Origin of the sequence: Janibacter sp. CX7 (genome assembly GCF_024362365.1) — a bacterium.
Classification (GTDB): domain Bacteria; phylum Actinomycetota; class Actinomycetes; order Actinomycetales; family Dermatophilaceae; genus Janibacter.
Genome location: NZ_CP101464.1, coordinates 2,017,207 through 2,032,130 on the forward strand (window position 1 = coordinate 2,017,207; position 14,924 = coordinate 2,032,130).

General features: G+C 71.3%; 15 protein-coding genes. 9 read left to right on the top strand and 6 right to left on the bottom strand.

Going from position 1 to position 14,924, the window contains the following annotated elements:
* Positions 1-16 precede the first annotated feature (16 nt).
* The 4 genes from NMQ01_RS15965 (at position 17) to NMQ01_RS09860 (ending at position 3,200) form a co-directional block, all read left to right on the top strand.
* Entirely contained in the window at positions 17-1,477 is a 1,461-nt protein-coding gene (locus NMQ01_RS15965) for an ABC transporter substrate-binding protein/permease (RefSeq protein WP_369694809.1), read from the top strand.
* A complete protein-coding gene (locus NMQ01_RS09850) occupies positions 1,464-2,255 on the top strand; it encodes an amino acid ABC transporter ATP-binding protein (RefSeq protein WP_255183761.1) in 792 nt (263 codons plus the stop codon). Before NMQ01_RS15965 ends, NMQ01_RS09850 begins: the two co-directional genes overlap by 14 nt.
* A gap of 4 nt (positions 2,256-2,259) precedes the next feature.
* Positions 2,260-2,544 carry a DUF4031 domain-containing protein gene (locus NMQ01_RS09855; RefSeq protein WP_255183762.1) on the top strand — a complete coding sequence of 95 codons (285 nt, stop codon included), beginning with the start codon at positions 2,260-2,262 and terminating at the stop codon, positions 2,542-2,544.
* Between the two features lie 122 nt (positions 2,545-2,666).
* The gene (locus NMQ01_RS09860; RefSeq protein WP_255183763.1) at positions 2,667-3,200 is read left to right on the top strand and encodes a hypothetical protein; all 534 of its coding nucleotides are present in this window, start codon (positions 2,667-2,669) and stop codon (positions 3,198-3,200) included.
* Between the two features lie 10 nt (positions 3,201-3,210).
* On the opposite strand, the gene NMQ01_RS09865 is transcribed toward NMQ01_RS09860, so the two are convergent.
* On the bottom strand, positions 3,211-3,822 hold the full coding sequence (locus NMQ01_RS09865; RefSeq protein WP_255183764.1) for a hypothetical protein: 612 nt from the start codon (positions 3,820-3,822) through the stop codon (positions 3,211-3,213).
* A 65-nt stretch (positions 3,823-3,887) separates the two neighbouring features.
* Between NMQ01_RS09865 and NMQ01_RS09870 the strand changes: the two genes are divergently transcribed.
* Together NMQ01_RS09870 and NMQ01_RS09875 are read left to right on the top strand one after the other, a co-directional pair.
* A complete protein-coding gene (locus tag NMQ01_RS09870) occupies positions 3,888-5,384 on the top strand; it encodes a cytosine permease (RefSeq protein ID WP_255183765.1) in 1,497 nt (498 codons plus the stop codon).
* Positions 5,381-5,971, top strand: a complete 591-nt coding sequence (locus tag NMQ01_RS09875) for a cysteine hydrolase family protein (protein WP_255183766.1) — start codon at positions 5,381-5,383, stop codon at positions 5,969-5,971. The genes NMQ01_RS09870 and NMQ01_RS09875 overlap by 4 nt, the downstream gene beginning before the upstream one ends.
* Here the strand turns inward: NMQ01_RS09875 and NMQ01_RS09880 are convergent, their stop codons facing one another.
* Both NMQ01_RS09880 and NMQ01_RS09885 read right to left on the bottom strand, forming a co-directional pair.
* Positions 5,972-6,391: a VOC family protein gene (locus tag NMQ01_RS09880; RefSeq protein WP_255183767.1), complete on the bottom strand. Its 420-nt coding sequence runs from the start codon at positions 6,389-6,391 to the stop codon at positions 5,972-5,974.
* A 9-nt stretch (positions 6,392-6,400) separates the two neighbouring features.
* Positions 6,401-7,291, bottom strand: coding sequence for a LysR family transcriptional regulator ArgP (locus NMQ01_RS09885; RefSeq protein ID WP_255183768.1), 891 nt, complete (start codon positions 7,289-7,291; stop codon positions 6,401-6,403).
* Between the two features lie 70 nt (positions 7,292-7,361).
* Between NMQ01_RS09885 and NMQ01_RS09890 the strand changes: the two genes are divergently transcribed.
* Positions 7,362-7,955 carry a LysE/ArgO family amino acid transporter gene (locus tag NMQ01_RS09890; protein WP_255183769.1) on the top strand — a complete coding sequence of 198 codons (594 nt, stop codon included), beginning with the start codon at positions 7,362-7,364 and terminating at the stop codon, positions 7,953-7,955.
* A gap of 9 nt (positions 7,956-7,964) precedes the next feature.
* Here NMQ01_RS09890 and hflX read toward each other — a convergent pair whose 3' ends face one another.
* Entirely contained in the window at positions 7,965-9,491 is a 1,527-nt protein-coding gene (gene hflX, locus NMQ01_RS09895) for a GTPase HflX (RefSeq protein ID WP_255183770.1), read from the bottom strand.
* Positions 9,492-9,567: 76 nt separating this feature from the next.
* Between hflX and NMQ01_RS09900 the strand changes: the two genes are divergently transcribed.
* Both NMQ01_RS09900 and NMQ01_RS09905 read left to right on the top strand, forming a co-directional pair.
* Positions 9,568-10,146: a hypothetical protein gene (locus NMQ01_RS09900; protein ID WP_255183771.1), complete on the top strand. Its 579-nt coding sequence runs from the start codon at positions 9,568-9,570 to the stop codon at positions 10,144-10,146.
* A gap of 11 nt (positions 10,147-10,157) precedes the next feature.
* Positions 10,158-11,603 (top strand): amino acid permease, encoded by a 1,446-nt coding sequence (locus NMQ01_RS09905; protein WP_255183772.1) that lies wholly within the window; start codon positions 10,158-10,160, stop codon positions 11,601-11,603.
* Here NMQ01_RS09905 and NMQ01_RS09910 read toward each other — a convergent pair.
* Positions 11,573-13,099: an alkaline phosphatase gene (locus NMQ01_RS09910; RefSeq protein ID WP_255183773.1), complete on the bottom strand. Its 1,527-nt coding sequence runs from the start codon at positions 13,097-13,099 to the stop codon at positions 11,573-11,575. The genes NMQ01_RS09905 and NMQ01_RS09910 overlap by 31 nt on opposite strands.
* Before the next feature lie 90 nt (positions 13,100-13,189).
* Positions 13,190-14,896 (bottom strand): glycerol-3-phosphate dehydrogenase/oxidase, encoded by a 1,707-nt coding sequence (locus tag NMQ01_RS09915; protein WP_255183774.1) that lies wholly within the window; start codon positions 14,894-14,896, stop codon positions 13,190-13,192.
* Positions 14,897-14,924: the final 28 nt, after the last annotated feature.

Sequence of the window (14,924 nt, forward strand, 5' to 3'; positions counted from 1 at the left end):
ATATCCTGACGACCTGATGATCACGCTCCCCCGGCGTCTCGCCCACCTCCTGCTCGCCCTGGCCGTCGCGCTCGGCCCGGCGCTGCTGTCCGCCCCCTCGGCCTCCGCGTCCGCTCCCGCCGACGCGTCCGCGTCCAAGGTCCCCGACCCCCTTCGCGTCGGGACCGAAGGGGTGTACGCCCCCTTCTCCATCAAGCAGGGTGACGACTTCACCGGCTTCGACGTCGAGGTGATGAAGGCCGTCGGCGAGCGGCTCGGGGTCGAGGTGGAGTTCGTCGCGACGCCGTGGGACTCGATGTTCGCCGCCCTCGCAGCGGGGCGCTTCGACGTCGTCGCCAACCAGGTCAACGTCAACCCCGAGCGCGAGAAGCTCTACGACCTCTCCGACCCCTACGTCGACACCGCCGGCGTGCTCGTCGTCGCCGAGGACAACCCGGAGAACATCACGAAGCTCTCCGACCTCAAGGGCAAGCGCGCCGCCGAGAACCTCACGAGCAGCTGGGCCGAGGTGGCCAAGGACAACGGCGCCGACATCGTCGGCGTGGACGGCATGAACGAGGCGATGTCGAGCCTCAAGGAGGGCCGGGTCGACGCGATCGTCAACGACAAGCTCGCCGTGCGCAACTACATCGCGACCAGCCCCGACCCCGGGGTCAAGATCGTCGCCGAGACCGACGACCAGGCCCAGTCGGTCTTCGCCGCGAAGAAGGGCACCGGCTACATGCCGGAGATCAACAAGGCCCTCGCGGAGATGGAGGAGGACGGGACCACCCAGGCGATCTACGACAAGTACTTCTCGGCGGACCAGGCCGCCCCGAGCGCCTGGGACCTCGTCAAGGACAACGCCGGGCCCATGGCCTGGGCGACGATCAAGGTGACCATCCCGCTCACGGCGATCTCCTTCGCCATCGGCCTCGTGCTCGCCCTCGTCGCCGCCATCGGCCGGATGTCGACCTCGGCCGTCCCGCGGGGCATCGCCCGCGCCTACATCTCGATCATCCGGGGCACGCCGCTGCTCGTGCAGCTCTTCCTCATCTTCTACGCGCTTCCCGAGGTCGGCATCGACCTGCCGCCCTTCGTCGCCGCCGTCATCGCCCTGTCTCTCAACGTCGGCGGCTACGCGGCCGAGGTGATCCGCTCGGCCATCGAGTCGATCCCCAAGGGGCAGTGGGAGGCGGCGCAGACGATCGGCATGGGGCCACGCACGGCGCTGCGCCGGATCATCCTGCCGCAGGCGACCCGCACGGCGATCCCGCCGCTGTCCAACACCCTCGTCTCGCTGCTCAAGGACACCTCGCTCACCTCGATCATCCTCGTCGTCGAGCTGACCCAGACCGCCCGCTTCGCCGCGGCGCCGACCTTCCAGTACATGCCGATGTTCGCGCTCGCCGCCCTCTACTACTGGATCATCTGCACGATCCTGTCCTTCCTCCAGGACCGTGCCGAGGAGAGGTTCAGCCGTTATGTCGCAGCCTGAGATGGTCGTCTCCGCGGCCCACGTCCGCAAGAGCTTCGGGGACAAGGAGGTCCTGCGCGACATCTCCTTCGAGGTCGGCCCCGGCGAGGTGACCGTCGTCCTCGGCCCGTCGGGCTCGGGCAAGACGACCCTGCTGCGCGCCCTCGGCGGGCTCGAGCGTCCCGATGCCGGCGTCATCACGGTCGGCGACGCGAGCGTCGACTTCGCCCAGCTGACGCCCGGCCGTCACGACCGGCTCCCCCGGGGTCAGCGCGAGCAGCTGACCGCGCTCGGTCGGCAGAGCGGCTTCGTCTTCCAGGGGCACAACCTCTTCGCCCACAAGACCGCCCTCGACAACATCACCGAGGGCCCGGTCGTCGTGCAGGGCGAGGACCCGGAGGCCGCGCGCGAGCGGGCGCTGGCGCTGCTCGACCAGGTCGGGCTGCGCGAGCACGCCGACAAGTACCCCTTCCAGCTCTCCGGCGGTCAGCAGCAGCGGGTCGGCATCGCCCGGGCGCTCGCGCTGCGGCCCTCGGTCGTCCTCTTCGACGAGCCGACCTCGGCGCTCGACCCCGAGACCGTCGGCGAGGTGCTGCAGGTGATGCGCGACCTCGCCGAGCAGCACTGGACGATGGTCGTCGTCACCCACGAGATCCGCTTCGCCCGGCAGGTGGCCGACGAGGTCCTCTTCATCGACGGCGGGGTCGTCGTCGAGCGGGGCGCGCCCGAGCAGGTGATCCTCGACCCGCAGGCCGAGCGCACCCGCAGCTTCCTCCAGCGCATCCTCGACCCGCTGTGACGCCGTGATCCTCGTCGACCCGCCCACGTGGCCCGGCTGGGGTCGCACGTGGAGCCATCTCGTCTCGGACGCCTCGATCGAGGAGCTGCACGCCTTCGCGCAGCGGCTGGGCATCCCCCGCAAGCTCTTCGACGAGGACCACTACGACGTGCCGGTCGAGCGCTACGACGAGGTCGTCGCCGCCGGCGCGACGCAGGTGACCGGAGCAGAGCTCATCCGCCGCCTCATCCGCAGCGGCCTGCGGGTCACGGCCGCCGAGCGAGCCGGTCGAGCTCCCGACGCAGGTTGACCCGCGCGCCCTCTGCAGGTCGACAGGCGAGGTCGCGACCGAACTCCTAGGCTGGGTGGCGCACCACGCAGCGACACCACGCACCACGCAACACGCACCAGACACAAAGGGGACATTTCAGCATGGGGAAGCACCTGACCACCGCCCGATCCTGCGCGCTCGTCGCGATCGCCGCTCTCGGCCTGTCCGCCTGCGGCGCCCTCGGCGACGGCGACGGCGACTCGACCGTGACGGTCACCGAGTCCTCGCAGGACCAGAGCCAGACCTCCGAGCCCACGGCTCAGAGCACCACCACGACGCCGACCTCCACGGCAAGCACGACGGAGGACCCCACCGAGAGCTCCACGGCGAGCTCGAGCGACGTGACCAACACCCCACCTGCGGGGTCCACGCCCAACACCGACACCTCGAAGTCGATCGACGTCAACACCCTGACGGAGAAGGTCGAGGCCCACACCGACAGCCAGGTCCCCCCGGACGTGACCCTGTCGTGCATGGGCGGCATCGTGCTCGTCGCCAACGAGACCCAGAAGTGCTCGTGGATGGACTCCAACGGCAATGTCACCCGGCTGACCATCACGGTCGACTGGGCAGCAGTGGTCGGCGACCAGATCCAGTACAACCTGTCGCTGGAGAACTCCGCCTACACGCCCTGACCTGCGGCCCTCACGGGCCACCCCGGAGCCGGTCGAGCTCGCGTCGCAGGTTGACGCGGGCTCGACCGCTCCAGTGCTCGTGCGCGTGGTCGGTGAGGTAGAGGCGCTCCCGCTCGACGAAGGGAGTGAGCACCGCGCTCCTGCCCCGCGCGAAGTCCGCGGCCGGCACCTGCCGGTACTCGATGCGCACCTGGGCGCAGTAGCCGTCGAAGCGGTCGGCCGGAGCCGACAGGATCCACAGGTCGGCGTCGTGGAAGGCCTGCGACACCGGGTCGCCCGCACTCATCTCGTGGGTCGCCGACTCCCGCACCAGCCGGGCGATGGTCGCGACATCGGCGGGCGGCAGGCCGAGGGCCGTAAGCCGCTCCTCCGCCAGACGCGCGGAGGCCTCCTCGCTCGCCCCCGGGGCCCCGCCCGTCTCGTAGACCGCGTCGTGGAACCACCCGACCATCGCGGCCAGGTGCCGGTCACGACCGGCGAGGTGTCCCCCTTCGGCCAGCTCGTCGAGGGCCGCGAGGACCTCGGCCAGGTGCACGGGGTCGTGATAGCTGCGGTGCGGCTCACCCCAGCGGGCGAGCAGCTCCTCGCGCAGTGCGGTGACGGCGCGCTGATCCGTGACCACATCGAGTCCCGCGACATCGGCGAGCCATCGATCACGCAAGGTGTCCACCGTGGGATTGTGCCGCAATGAGCGCTGACTCCTCCGGCGGCACCCTCGACCAGGTCCGACGCGCCGGCGTCGAGACCACCGGCATCGAGATCATCGACGAGGCGGACCGCACCGCCCGCCCCGCCGACCTCTTCTGGCCGTGGTTCGCGGCCAATGTGTCGGTCTTCGGCATCTCCTACGGCAGCTTCGTCCTCGACTTCGGCATCTCCTTCTGGCAGGCGCTGCTCGTCTCGGTCATCGGCATCGTCGTCTCCTTCCTCCTCTGCGGCCTCGTCGCCGTCGCCGGCAAGCGCGGCTCGGCCCCGACGATGGTCATCTCGCGGGCGGCCTTCGGCGTCCAGGGGCAGAAGCTGCCGGGCGTCGTCTCGTGGATCGTCTCGATCGGCTGGGAGACCTTCCTGGCGATCATGGCGACGCTCGCGACGGCGACCGTCATGCGCGAGCTCGGCTGGGGCGGCGGCACGCCGACCAAGGTCGTCGCGATGCTCGTCGTCGCCGCCCTCATCGTCACCGCGTCGGTCGCCGGCTACCACCTGATCATGCGGCTGCAGTCATGGCTCACCTGGCTCACCGGCCTCGCGACGATCGTCTACGTCGCCCTGACGGTCAGCCACATCGACTGGTCGGCCCTGACCGCCCTCGAGAGCGGCTCCTTCCAGCAGGTCATCGGCGCCCTCATCATGGTCATGACCGGGTTCGGCCTCGGCTGGATCAACATCGCCGCCGACTGGTCGCGCTACCAGAGCCGCGAGGCCTCCTCGGGCGCGATCGTCGCGTGGAACACCTTCGGCGGCGCCCTCGCCCCCGCCCTGCTCGTCGCCTACGGCATCGGCCTCGCCGGCTCCGACGAGACCCTGCGTGCCGGCATCGTCGCCGACCCGGTCGGCACCCTCGCGACGATCCTGCCGACCTGGTACCTCGTGATCTTCGGCATCGCCGCGGTGCTCGCGCTCGTCTCCGGCGCCGTGCTCGGCATCTACTCCTCGGGCCTGACGCTGCTCAGCCTCGGCGTGCGCATCCCTCGGCCGGCCGCCGCCGGCATCGACGGGCTGCTGCTGACCCTCGGCACGATCTACGTCGTCTTCTTCGCGGAGAACTTCCTCGGACCCTTCCAGTCCTTCCTCATCACCCTCGGCGTGCCGCTGGCTGCCTGGGCGGGCATCTTCCTGTCCGACCTCGCCCTGCGCCGACGCGACTACGACGAGGAGGCGCTCTTCGACGCCCGCGGACGGTACGGCTCCGTCGACTGGATCTCGATCGGCACGATGGTGCTCACCTCGGTCATCGGCTGGGGCCTGGTGACCAATGCGATGCCCGACTCGACGTGGAACAACTGGCAGGGCTACCTGCTCAAGGCCTTCATGGGCACCGAGCTCGTCGAGGACCCGGCCGGCAGCTACTGGGCCGGCGACTGGTCCTACGCCAACCTCGGCGTCATCGCCGCGCTCGTCCTGGCCTTCGTCATCACCTACGTCGCCCGCCGCGGCGTCGTGCGCCGGCAGGAGGAGCGATGAGCGAGCAGACCCCCGACACCCCGGCCCTCCCCGACCTCGACGACGCCTGGCTCGTCGTCGTCGACCCGCAGCGCATCTTCGCCGACCCGACGTCCGAGTGGGGGTCGCCGATGTTCGACGCCGCCCTCGGGCCGATCAAGTCGCTGCGCTCCGGCTTCGGTGCGGCGCGCACCATCGTCACCCGCTGGGTGCCGGGCCCGGAGCGTCCGGGCTCGTGGGGTCCCTACTTCGAACGGTGGGGCTTCGCCGACCGACCGGCCACCGACCCGGTCTTCGACCTCGTCACCCCGGCCGCCGGCTGGAGCAGCCGTGGGTCGATCGACCTGTCGACCTTCGGCAAGTGGGGCGAGCCGCTCACGCGCATCATCGGCGAGACCCCGACCATCGTGCTCGCCGGGGTCTCGACGGACTGCTGCGTCATCTCGACGGCCCTGCCCGCAGCAGATGCCGGCGCCACGGTGGTCGTGGCGGCCGACGCCTGCGCGGGCTCGACCCAGGACAACCACGAGGCCGCCCTGCAGGTGATGAGCCTCTACTCGCCGCAGATCGAGGTCTCGACGAGCGCTGCGGTGCTCGCCGCGCGCTGATCAGCCCTGCTGCCCGGGCCCGGCGATGTTGACCATCCACGGGATGCCGTAGCGGTCGGTGAAGGAGCCGTACTCGTCACCCCACATCTGCATCTCGAGGGGCACCTCGACCTGGGCGCCCTCGGTGAGGCCGGCCCAGTAGCCGCGCAGCAGCTCGGTCTCGTCACCGCTGATGCTCACGGTGATCTGGGTGCCGAGGGTGCGGGTCATGCCCGGCGGGGTGTCGCTGGCGAAGATCGTGTAGCCGGCGTCGGTGACGAGGCTGGCGTGCATCACCTGGTCGGCGATCTCGCCGGCATCGGGCATGCTGTCGCCGAAGGTGTGGACGAGCAGCTCACCGCCGAGGACCGACTGGTAGAACTCCATCGCCTCGCGGGCGTTGCCGTCGAAGTTGAGGTACGGGTTGAGTTTCGAAGCCATGACCCGACGCTAGATCCGACCGCCGACAGCCGGAGGCCTCAATCGGTGAGCGGCAGCGTGCACCGCCTCGCCCAGACGCTCGACCCGAGGAGTCTGCAGCCGCCACACCTGCCAGAAGAGCGGGACGTCGCGGTGCGCCCGCTGCCGCAGGAGCACCAGGCGCCCGCTCTCGAGGTCCTCGCCGCACTGCGCCTCGGGCAGCATCGCCCAGCCGAGCCCGGCCCGCACCGCGGCGGCGAAGCCCTCCGACGAGGGCACCTGCGAGACCGGCGGCGCGGTGACGACACCGAGGTCGCGCAGCACCCCGTGCTGCAGGTCGTCCTTGGCGTTGAAGCGCAGCACCGGCATCGCCGACCAGTCGTACCCACGTCCACGCGCGTGCCGCTCCGCGAGCTCCGGCGCCGCGACCGGCAGGTAGCGCATCGACCCGAGCGGCTCGGTCCGGCAGCCGGCGACGGGCACCGGGTCGGCGGTCACCGCCCCGACGACCGCGCCGCGACGCAGGTGGTCGGCGCTGTACTCCTCGTCCTCGACCTCGAGGTGCAGGCGGGTGTCGTCCCACCCCGCGGCCACGCCGAGCACCGGCTCGAACCACGTCGCGAGCGAGTCGGCGTTGACCGCGACCGGCAGGTCGACGGGGGCGGACCCCCCTTCGCCCAGGTCGGAGCGCAGCTGGTCGGCGAGCAGGACCATCTGGCGGGCGGTGCGCACGACCCCGGTCCCGGCGATCGTCGCCCGCACCGGCGTGCTCCGCTCGACGAGGACGCGGCCCGCGGCGGCCTCGAGCGCCTTGATCCGCTGGCTCACGGCCGACGGCGTGATGGACAGGGCACCCGCTGCCGCCTCGAAGGTCCCCTCGTCGACGACGGCCAGGAGGGCACGGAGCTGATCGATCTGCATGAAGCAATGCTAATGATCGTGCAGGATCTGTCGTTGGCCTTCAGCGGTCGGCTCCGCCTACGGTCTCCTCGTGATCGTCTCCGCCGTCGCCGGCCTGCTGACCGGCCTCACCCTCATCGTCGCCATCGGGGCGCAGAATGCCTTCGTCCTGCGGCAGGGCATCCGCCGCGAGCATCTGGCCCCGGTCGTGCTCATCTGCATCGCCGCCGACACCCTGCTCATCGCCCTCGGCACCGCCGGCGTCGGCGCGCTGGTGAGTGATCACCCGGGTGCGGTGCGCGTGGTCACCTGGCTCGGCGCGGCCTACCTCGTCGGCTACGGCCTCGTGGCGCTGCGCCGGGCCGCCTCCCCCACCGGCCTCGACGCGGCCGCCCCCGCCGGACGGGGCTCGGTCATCGCGACGACGCTGGCGATCACCTTCCTCAACCCGCACGTCTACCTCGACACCGTCCTCATGCTCGGGTCGATCGCCAACGGTCACGGCGAGCAGCGCTGGGCCTTCGCGACGGGTGCGTCGATCGGCAGCGTCGTGTGGTTCACCGCCCTGGGCCTCGGCGCCCGGGCCCTCGCCGGTCCGCTGGGCCGGCCCGGCACGTGGCGCGTCCTCGACGGGGTCATCGGCCTGACGATGATCGGGCTGGCGGTGCTGCTGCTCGTGCGGTGAGTGGCTCCGTCAGCCGGCGGCAGGTGCCGGCGTCGTGGCGAAGGGGGTCAGCTCGGCCGCGAGGTCACCGTGCACCCGGGCGACGACGAGCGTGCCCCGCTCGAGGTGCTCCTCGGAGACGATCTCCGCCTCGTCGTGCAGACGGCTGACGAGGTCACCGCGCGCATACGGCACGAGGACCTCGACGTCGATGTCGGGCTTGGGCAGCTCCTCGGCGACGAGCTCGAGCAGCTCCTGGACCCCGGCGCCGGTGCGCGCCGAGACGGCGATCGAGTGCTTCTCGTGCCGCAGGATCCGGTCGACGACCTCGGGGTCGGCCGCGTCGGCCTTGTTGACGACGACGACCTCCTTGACGTCGGTCGCGTCGACGTCGGCGAGCACGGCGCGCACGGCCGAGATCTGGCCCTCGGGGTCGGGGTGCGAGCCGTCGACGACGTGCAGGAGCAGGTCGGCGTCGGCGACCTCCTCGAGCGTCGAGCGGAAGGCTTCGACGAGCTGGTGCGGGAGCGCCCGGACGAAGCCGACGGTGTCGGTGAGCGTGTACTCACGCCCGTCGGGCGTCTCGGCCCGCCGCACCGTCGTGTCGAGGGTGGCGAAGAGCTGGTTGTCGACGAGGACACCTGCGTGGGTGAGGCGGTTGAGCAGGGTCGACTTGCCGGCATTGGTGTAGCCGGCGATGGCCACGGCAGGCACCTGGCGGTGCGCGCGGGCGGCCCGGCGGGTGTCGCGGTGGGTCTTCATGCCCGCGAGCTCGCGCTTGAGCTTGGCGATGCGGGAGTTGATCCGGCGGCGGTCGAGCTCGATCTTCGTCTCACCGGGACCGCGCGAGCCCATGCCCTGACCGCCGGCCGCCTGGCCACCGGCCTGCCGGGACATCGACTCACCCCAGCCACGCAGGCGGGGCAGGAGGTACTGCAGCTGGGCGAGCTCGACCTGGGCCTTGCCCTCACGGGACTTCGCGTGCTGGGCGAAGATGTCGAGGATCAGGGCGGTGCGGTCGATGACCTTGACCTTGACGACGTCCTCGAGCGCACGCCGCTGGCTCGGGGCCAGCTCGGTGTCGCACACGACGGTGTCCGCCCCCTCGGCGACGACGATGTCCTTGAGCTCCTGCGCCTTGCCCGAGCCGAGATAGGTGCCCGGGTCGGGGGTCTGGCGCCGCTGCAGGACGCCGGCGAGCACCTCGGAGCCGGCGGTCTCCGCGAGCGCGGCGAGCTCGCGCAGCGAGTTCTCGGCGTCGGCGGCGGTCCCGTCGCTCCAGACGGCCGCGAGGACGACCCGCTCCAGCCGCAGCTGGCGGTACTCGACCTCGGTGATGTCCTCGAGCTCGGTCGACAGACCCTGCACACGGCGAAGGGCGGAGCGCTCCTCGCGGTCGAGCTGGTCGCCGTCGTAGTCGATGTCGCCGGCCGGCTCGAGGAAGCCGTCGCCGGGGTCGGCCAGCGCCTGCGCGCGCCTCGAGAGCACCCGGTCGATCGTCGGGCTGGGGTTGGTGTCGTCGGCGTCGTCGCGCGCGCTGTGCAGTGGTTCGGTCATGTTCTCCTCAGGATCGCACTCTGCAACGCCTGCAGGCCAGCCGATAGTCCCTTCTGCCCGGCTACAGTCGGTCGCCATGGAGCCACCGCCCCCTGTCGAGCGGCCCTCCGGCGACGAGGTGCGCGTGCCGGTGCGGACCGTGAAGCCCTCGGCCACGGCCTTCGCCCGGTCGGTGTGGCAGTTCGCCAGCGGCACCGTCGGCGATGCCTTCGCCGGGCGGCTCCTCGGGCGCTCCGCGGACCAGCCCACCGCCCCGACGATCGACGCCATGACCTTCGCGCCGCTCGAGGTCCGCGAGACCGGGGCCGTCGTCGTCCTCGACCGCCACGGCCTGCGGGTCGAAGGGAGCCGAGAGCTCGCCTTCGCGCTGGCCTGGCCCGAGGTGGGCCGCGTCTCGCTGCAGGTCCAGCACTCGCGTCTGCTGGGCCTGCGGATGCTGCGGCTGGTCTTCTGGCCCGCGCACCCGCACACCTTCCCGGCGGCCCACCCGGAGTGCGCTCCTGCCCCCGTCCCCGAGCTCGGCGGCTACGCGCTGGCGCTCACCACCTCGCCGCGGGTGCCGCAGGCCGACATCGACCTCGCGCTCTCCGGCCTGGCCCTCGCCGGCGCCCGGTTCGACGGCGAGGTGGAGGAGGTCAGCACGGGCACCGGGTAGGGTGCTCGCCCGTGCCCTCCACCTCTTCGACCGCGGGCGCCGTGCCCGACCACGAGCACCTCGACCGCGGCCTCAACCCCCGCCACGTCCAGTTCATCGCACTGGGCACTGCCATCGGCACGGGCCTCTTCTACGGCTCGTCCGAGACGATCCAGGCCGCCGGCCCGGCCGTCCTCGTCGCCTACGCGGTCGCCGGCTTCATGGTCTACATCGTCATGCGGGCCCTCGGTGAGATGGCCGTGCGCCACCCCGTCGCCGGCTCCTTCGCGCAGTACGCCGGCTCCTTCCTCGGCCCCTACGCCGGCTTCATCGTCGGCTGGGTCTTCTGGCTCGAGCTCGCGGTCGTCGCCATCGCCGACATGACCGCCGTCGCGACCTACATGGGCCTGTGGTTCCCCGGTGTCCCCGGCTGGGTGTGGATGGCCGCGGCCATCGCCCTCATCGGTGCCCTCAACCTCATGGCGGTGCGGGTCTTCGGCGAGATGGAGTTCTGGTTCTCCCTCATCAAGGTGACCGCGATCATCGCGCTCGTCGTCGGTGGTCTGGCGCTCATCCTCTGGGGGCGCGAGGTCGGCGGCACGACCCCGGACGTCGCGCACCTGTGGAGCCACGACGGCTTCGCCCCCTTCGGCCTGTGGGGCATCATCATGAGCTTCAGCGTCGTCGTCTTCTCCTTCGGCGGCATCGAGACGCTCGGCATGACGGCCGGCGAGGCCGACGACCCGGAGCACTCGATCGGGCGCGCGGTCAACACCGTGCCCTTCCGCATCCTGCTCTTCTACGTCGCGGCGCTCGCGGTCATCATGTCGATCATCCCGTGGGACGAGGTCACCGGTGAGTCCTCCCCCTTCGTCGAGGTCTTCGCCGCGCTCCAGGTCCCGGCGGCCCAGCACGTGATGAACTTCGTCGTCCTCACCGCTGCCCTGTCGGCGATGAACGCGATCTTCTACGCCTGCTCGCGCACGATGTACGGCCTCGCCGAGCAGGGCCACGCACCTCGCTCCTTCCTCCACCTGTCACCGCGAGCGCACATCCCGATCTACCCGGTGCTGTGCATGTTCGGCGCCGGCGCGGTCGGACTCGTGCTCTTCCTCGTCATCGAGGACCGGCTCTTCTTCTTCGTCGCGGCGATCGCGTCCTTCGCCACGGTCTTCACCTGGCTGATGATCCTGCTCGCGCACCTGCGGATGCGCACCCGGATGGCGCGCGAGGGCCTGCGGCCCACGGGCTTCGCGATGCCCTTCTTCCCGGTCCTCAACGTCATCGCGATGGCCTTCATGGTCGGCGTCATCGTGCTGCTCGCGACGACCGACTCCGGGCGCGACGCCTTCTACGTCGGGGCGGGTGCGCTGGTGCTCCTCACGATCGCGTGGTTCACCTTCGTGCGGGACGAAGGGCGCGCGCCGATCGTCCTCGAGGAGGCCGATCACCTCTCCGGCGACAGCTCCCGGGTGTAGAGCACCGTGCCCTGCGCGTCGCGCAGGGTGACCGTCAGCCGCCCGTCGTCGGCGATGTCGGCGTGCCCGAAGAACTGGTTGCCGCCCCGCGGCGACTGGTTGGGGTAGTCCGCCGTCTTGATGAAGTCGACCCGGGGACCGAAGGTCGCGTCCATCTCGTTGGGCCCGAAGGTGCCGGCGTTGATCGGGCCGGCGACGAACTCCCAGAAGGGCGAGAAGTCGGTGAAGGCCGCTCGCTCCGGGCTGTAGTGGTGCGCGGCGCAGTAGTGCACGTCGGCGGTGATCCACACGACGCCGGGCACGTCCTTGATCTCGCGCAGCAGCCAGGCCATCTCGAGCTCCTTGCCCAGCGGGGCGCCCGGGTCACGGTTGGACAGCGACTCCTGGGCCTCGCCGTCGGGCACGACGATCCCGATCGGCAGGTCGGCGGAGATCACCTTCCACGTGACGCGCGACCGCTTGAGCTCGCTCGCGAGCCAGCGCACCTGCTCCTCCCCCATGAGCGAGGTGCGCTCCCGCTCGGTCCCCGCCGTGTTGGGGTCCTTGTGGGTGCGCATGTCGAGGCAGAAGACGTCGAGGTGCCGGCCGCGCGAGACCTTGCGGTGGATCCGCTGCCCGTCGGGGCGGTCCTGGCCGTTGCTGATCGGCTGCCACTCCCACCACGCCCGCTTCGCCCAGCGCGCGAGGACGTCGACGCGACGCTCACGGTCGTAGGCCGGGTCGGTGAGGATCTCACCGGGGTACCAGTTGTTCGTCGTCTCGTGGTCGTCCCACTGGGCGATGACCGGCACGTCGGCGTACATCGCCCGCAGGTTGTCGTCGAGGTGGTTGTAGCGGTGCCGCCCGCGGAACTCCGCGAGGCTCTGCGCCCGCTGCTCGACCTCCGGGATGACGAGGTTGCGCCACACCTGCCCGTCGGGCTCGGTGACCTGTGCCTCGATCGGTCCGTCGGCGTAGATCGTGTCGCCGGCGTGGACGAAGAAGTCGGGGCGGGTCTCGTGCATCGCCCGGTAGGCGACGTAGCCGCCGAGGTCGGGGTTGATCCCCCACCCCTGGCCGGCGGTGTCACCGGTCCACACGAAGGACTGACCGCCCCGGCCCTGCGTGGCCGTCGCGAAGGACAGGTCCGCGGTCTGCCCCCTTCGCCCCTCGTCGTCCTCGAAGCCGACCTCGATCTCGTGGCGCCGGCCCGGCGCGAGGTGCCGCAGGTCGATCTTGCCCGTGTGGTCGGTGCCGGGCGTGACCCACGGCCCGCGGACGGTCCGGCGGGAGCGGCCCGGTCCGGTGATCGTGGCGACCATGCGCGAAGGGCGGTCCGCCCGGGCCCACAGGACCGCCGAGTCGGTCGTGACGTCACCTGACGAGACGCCGGAGGTCAGCAGCGGACGGCTGCGGTGCACCTGGAAGGGCGCGGCGACGGCCGACGGCTGGAGCGCCGCCGCACCGGCAGCGGCGACGGTGGAGGACAGGACGACGCGACGCGAGATCTCGGGCATGGGCCCGAGGGTGGCAGCGTGACGTGGCGGGCACGTGGGTGCCGGGTGGCGCCGACGTGGGCTGCTGGTGACCGGCAGGTGGCCGGTGGGTCAGCCCTTCGCCAGCACGCGGATGTCGGTCGCCTCGGTGCGCTCGGCGTCCGCCCGCTCGTCCTCGGTCATCTGCTGGCTCTCGATCTCCGCCTGGACCCGGCGCAGGTAGTGCTCGACCTCCGAGGTCGCGCGCTCCTCGTCCCAGCCGAGCTCGGCGGCGAGGATGCGCGCGGCGGGCTCGGCCGCCTCGACGCCGCGGTCGGGCGTCTCGATGGAGATGCGCATCCGACGGGTCAGCAGGTCGTTGAGGTGGAGCGTCGCCTCGTGGCGTGCCGCGTAGACGACCTCGACCCGCAGGTACTCCTCCGCGCCGGCGAGCGGCTCTGCGAGAGAGCGGTCCTCGTCGATCATGGCGAAGAGGTCGACGGCCATCGAGCCGTAGCGGTCGAGCAGGTGGGTCACCCGCCAGACCGGGAGGTCGTGTCGGCGGCTGAGGGTGTCGAGCTGGTTGACCAGCGCCTGGTAGCCCTCGGCCCCGACGAGCGGGATGTGCGCGGTGACGCTCTCGGGCACGCCGGGCGAGAGGTCCTCGCGGGCGGCGTCGACGGCGTCGGCGGCCATGACCCGATAGGTCGTGTACTTGCCGCCGGCGATGGAGATCAGGCCCGGCTGCGGGCGGGCGACGGCGTGCTCGCGACTGAGCTGCGAGGACTCCTCCGACTCCCCCGCGAGCAGCGGACGCAGACCGGCGTAGACCCCCTGGATGTCGTCGCGGGTCAGCGGGGTGAGCAGCACGCCGTTGATCTGCTCGAGGATGTAGTCGATGTCCGCGGCCGTCGCGGCCGGGTGCGCCCGGGAGAGGTTCCAGTCGGTGTCGGTCGTGCCGATGATCCAGTGGGTGCCCCACGGGATGCAGAAGAGGACCGATTTTTCCGTCCGCAGGATCAGACCGGTCTCGGAGTTGACCCGGTCGCGGGCGACGACGATGTGCACGCCCTTGCTCGCGCGCACGTGGAAGCGGCCGCGACCGCCGGCCATGGTCTGGATGTCGTCGGTCCACACGCCGGTGCAGTTGATGACCACCGACGCGTTGACCTCGACCTCGTCGCCGGTCTCGACGTCGAGCACCCGGGCACCGACGACCCGCTCGCCCGCATGGAGCAGGCCGGTGACCTTGGCGGAGTTGAGCACGGTGGCGCCGTAGGCCGCTGCCGTGCGCACGACGGTGAGGGTGTGGCGGGCGTCGTCGCACTGGGCGTCGTGGTAGAGCAGGCCGCCGTGGTGCGCGGAGGGCTTCAGGCCCGGCGCGATCCGGCGCACTCCCCCCTTCGTCATCTGCTTGGTGCGGGGCACCGAGCGGCCGCCGCCCATCGTGTCGTAGAGGGTCAGGCCCGCGGTGACGTAGGGCCGCTCCCAGACCGGGTGAGAGAGGGGGTAGAGGAAGCTCACCGGCTTGACCAGGTGCGGCGCGATGCGGGTGAGCATGAGCTCACGCTCCTGGAGGGCCTCGCGGACCAGCGCGAAGTTGAGCTGCTCGAGGTAGCGGACGCCGCCGTGGAAGAGCTTGCTGGAGCGCGAGGAGGTCCCAGAGGCGAAGTCGCGCTGCTCGACGAGGGCGACCTTGAGACCACGGGTCGCGGCGTCGAGCGCGACGCCGGCACCGGTGACGCCACCACCGACGACCAGGACGTCCAGGTCCTCGTCGGCGATGCGGCGCCAGGCCGCGGCGCGCTGCTGGGGGTCGAGCGGCGTGGGAAGTGGCATGGCACAACGGTAGTCGGCTCGGCGCCCA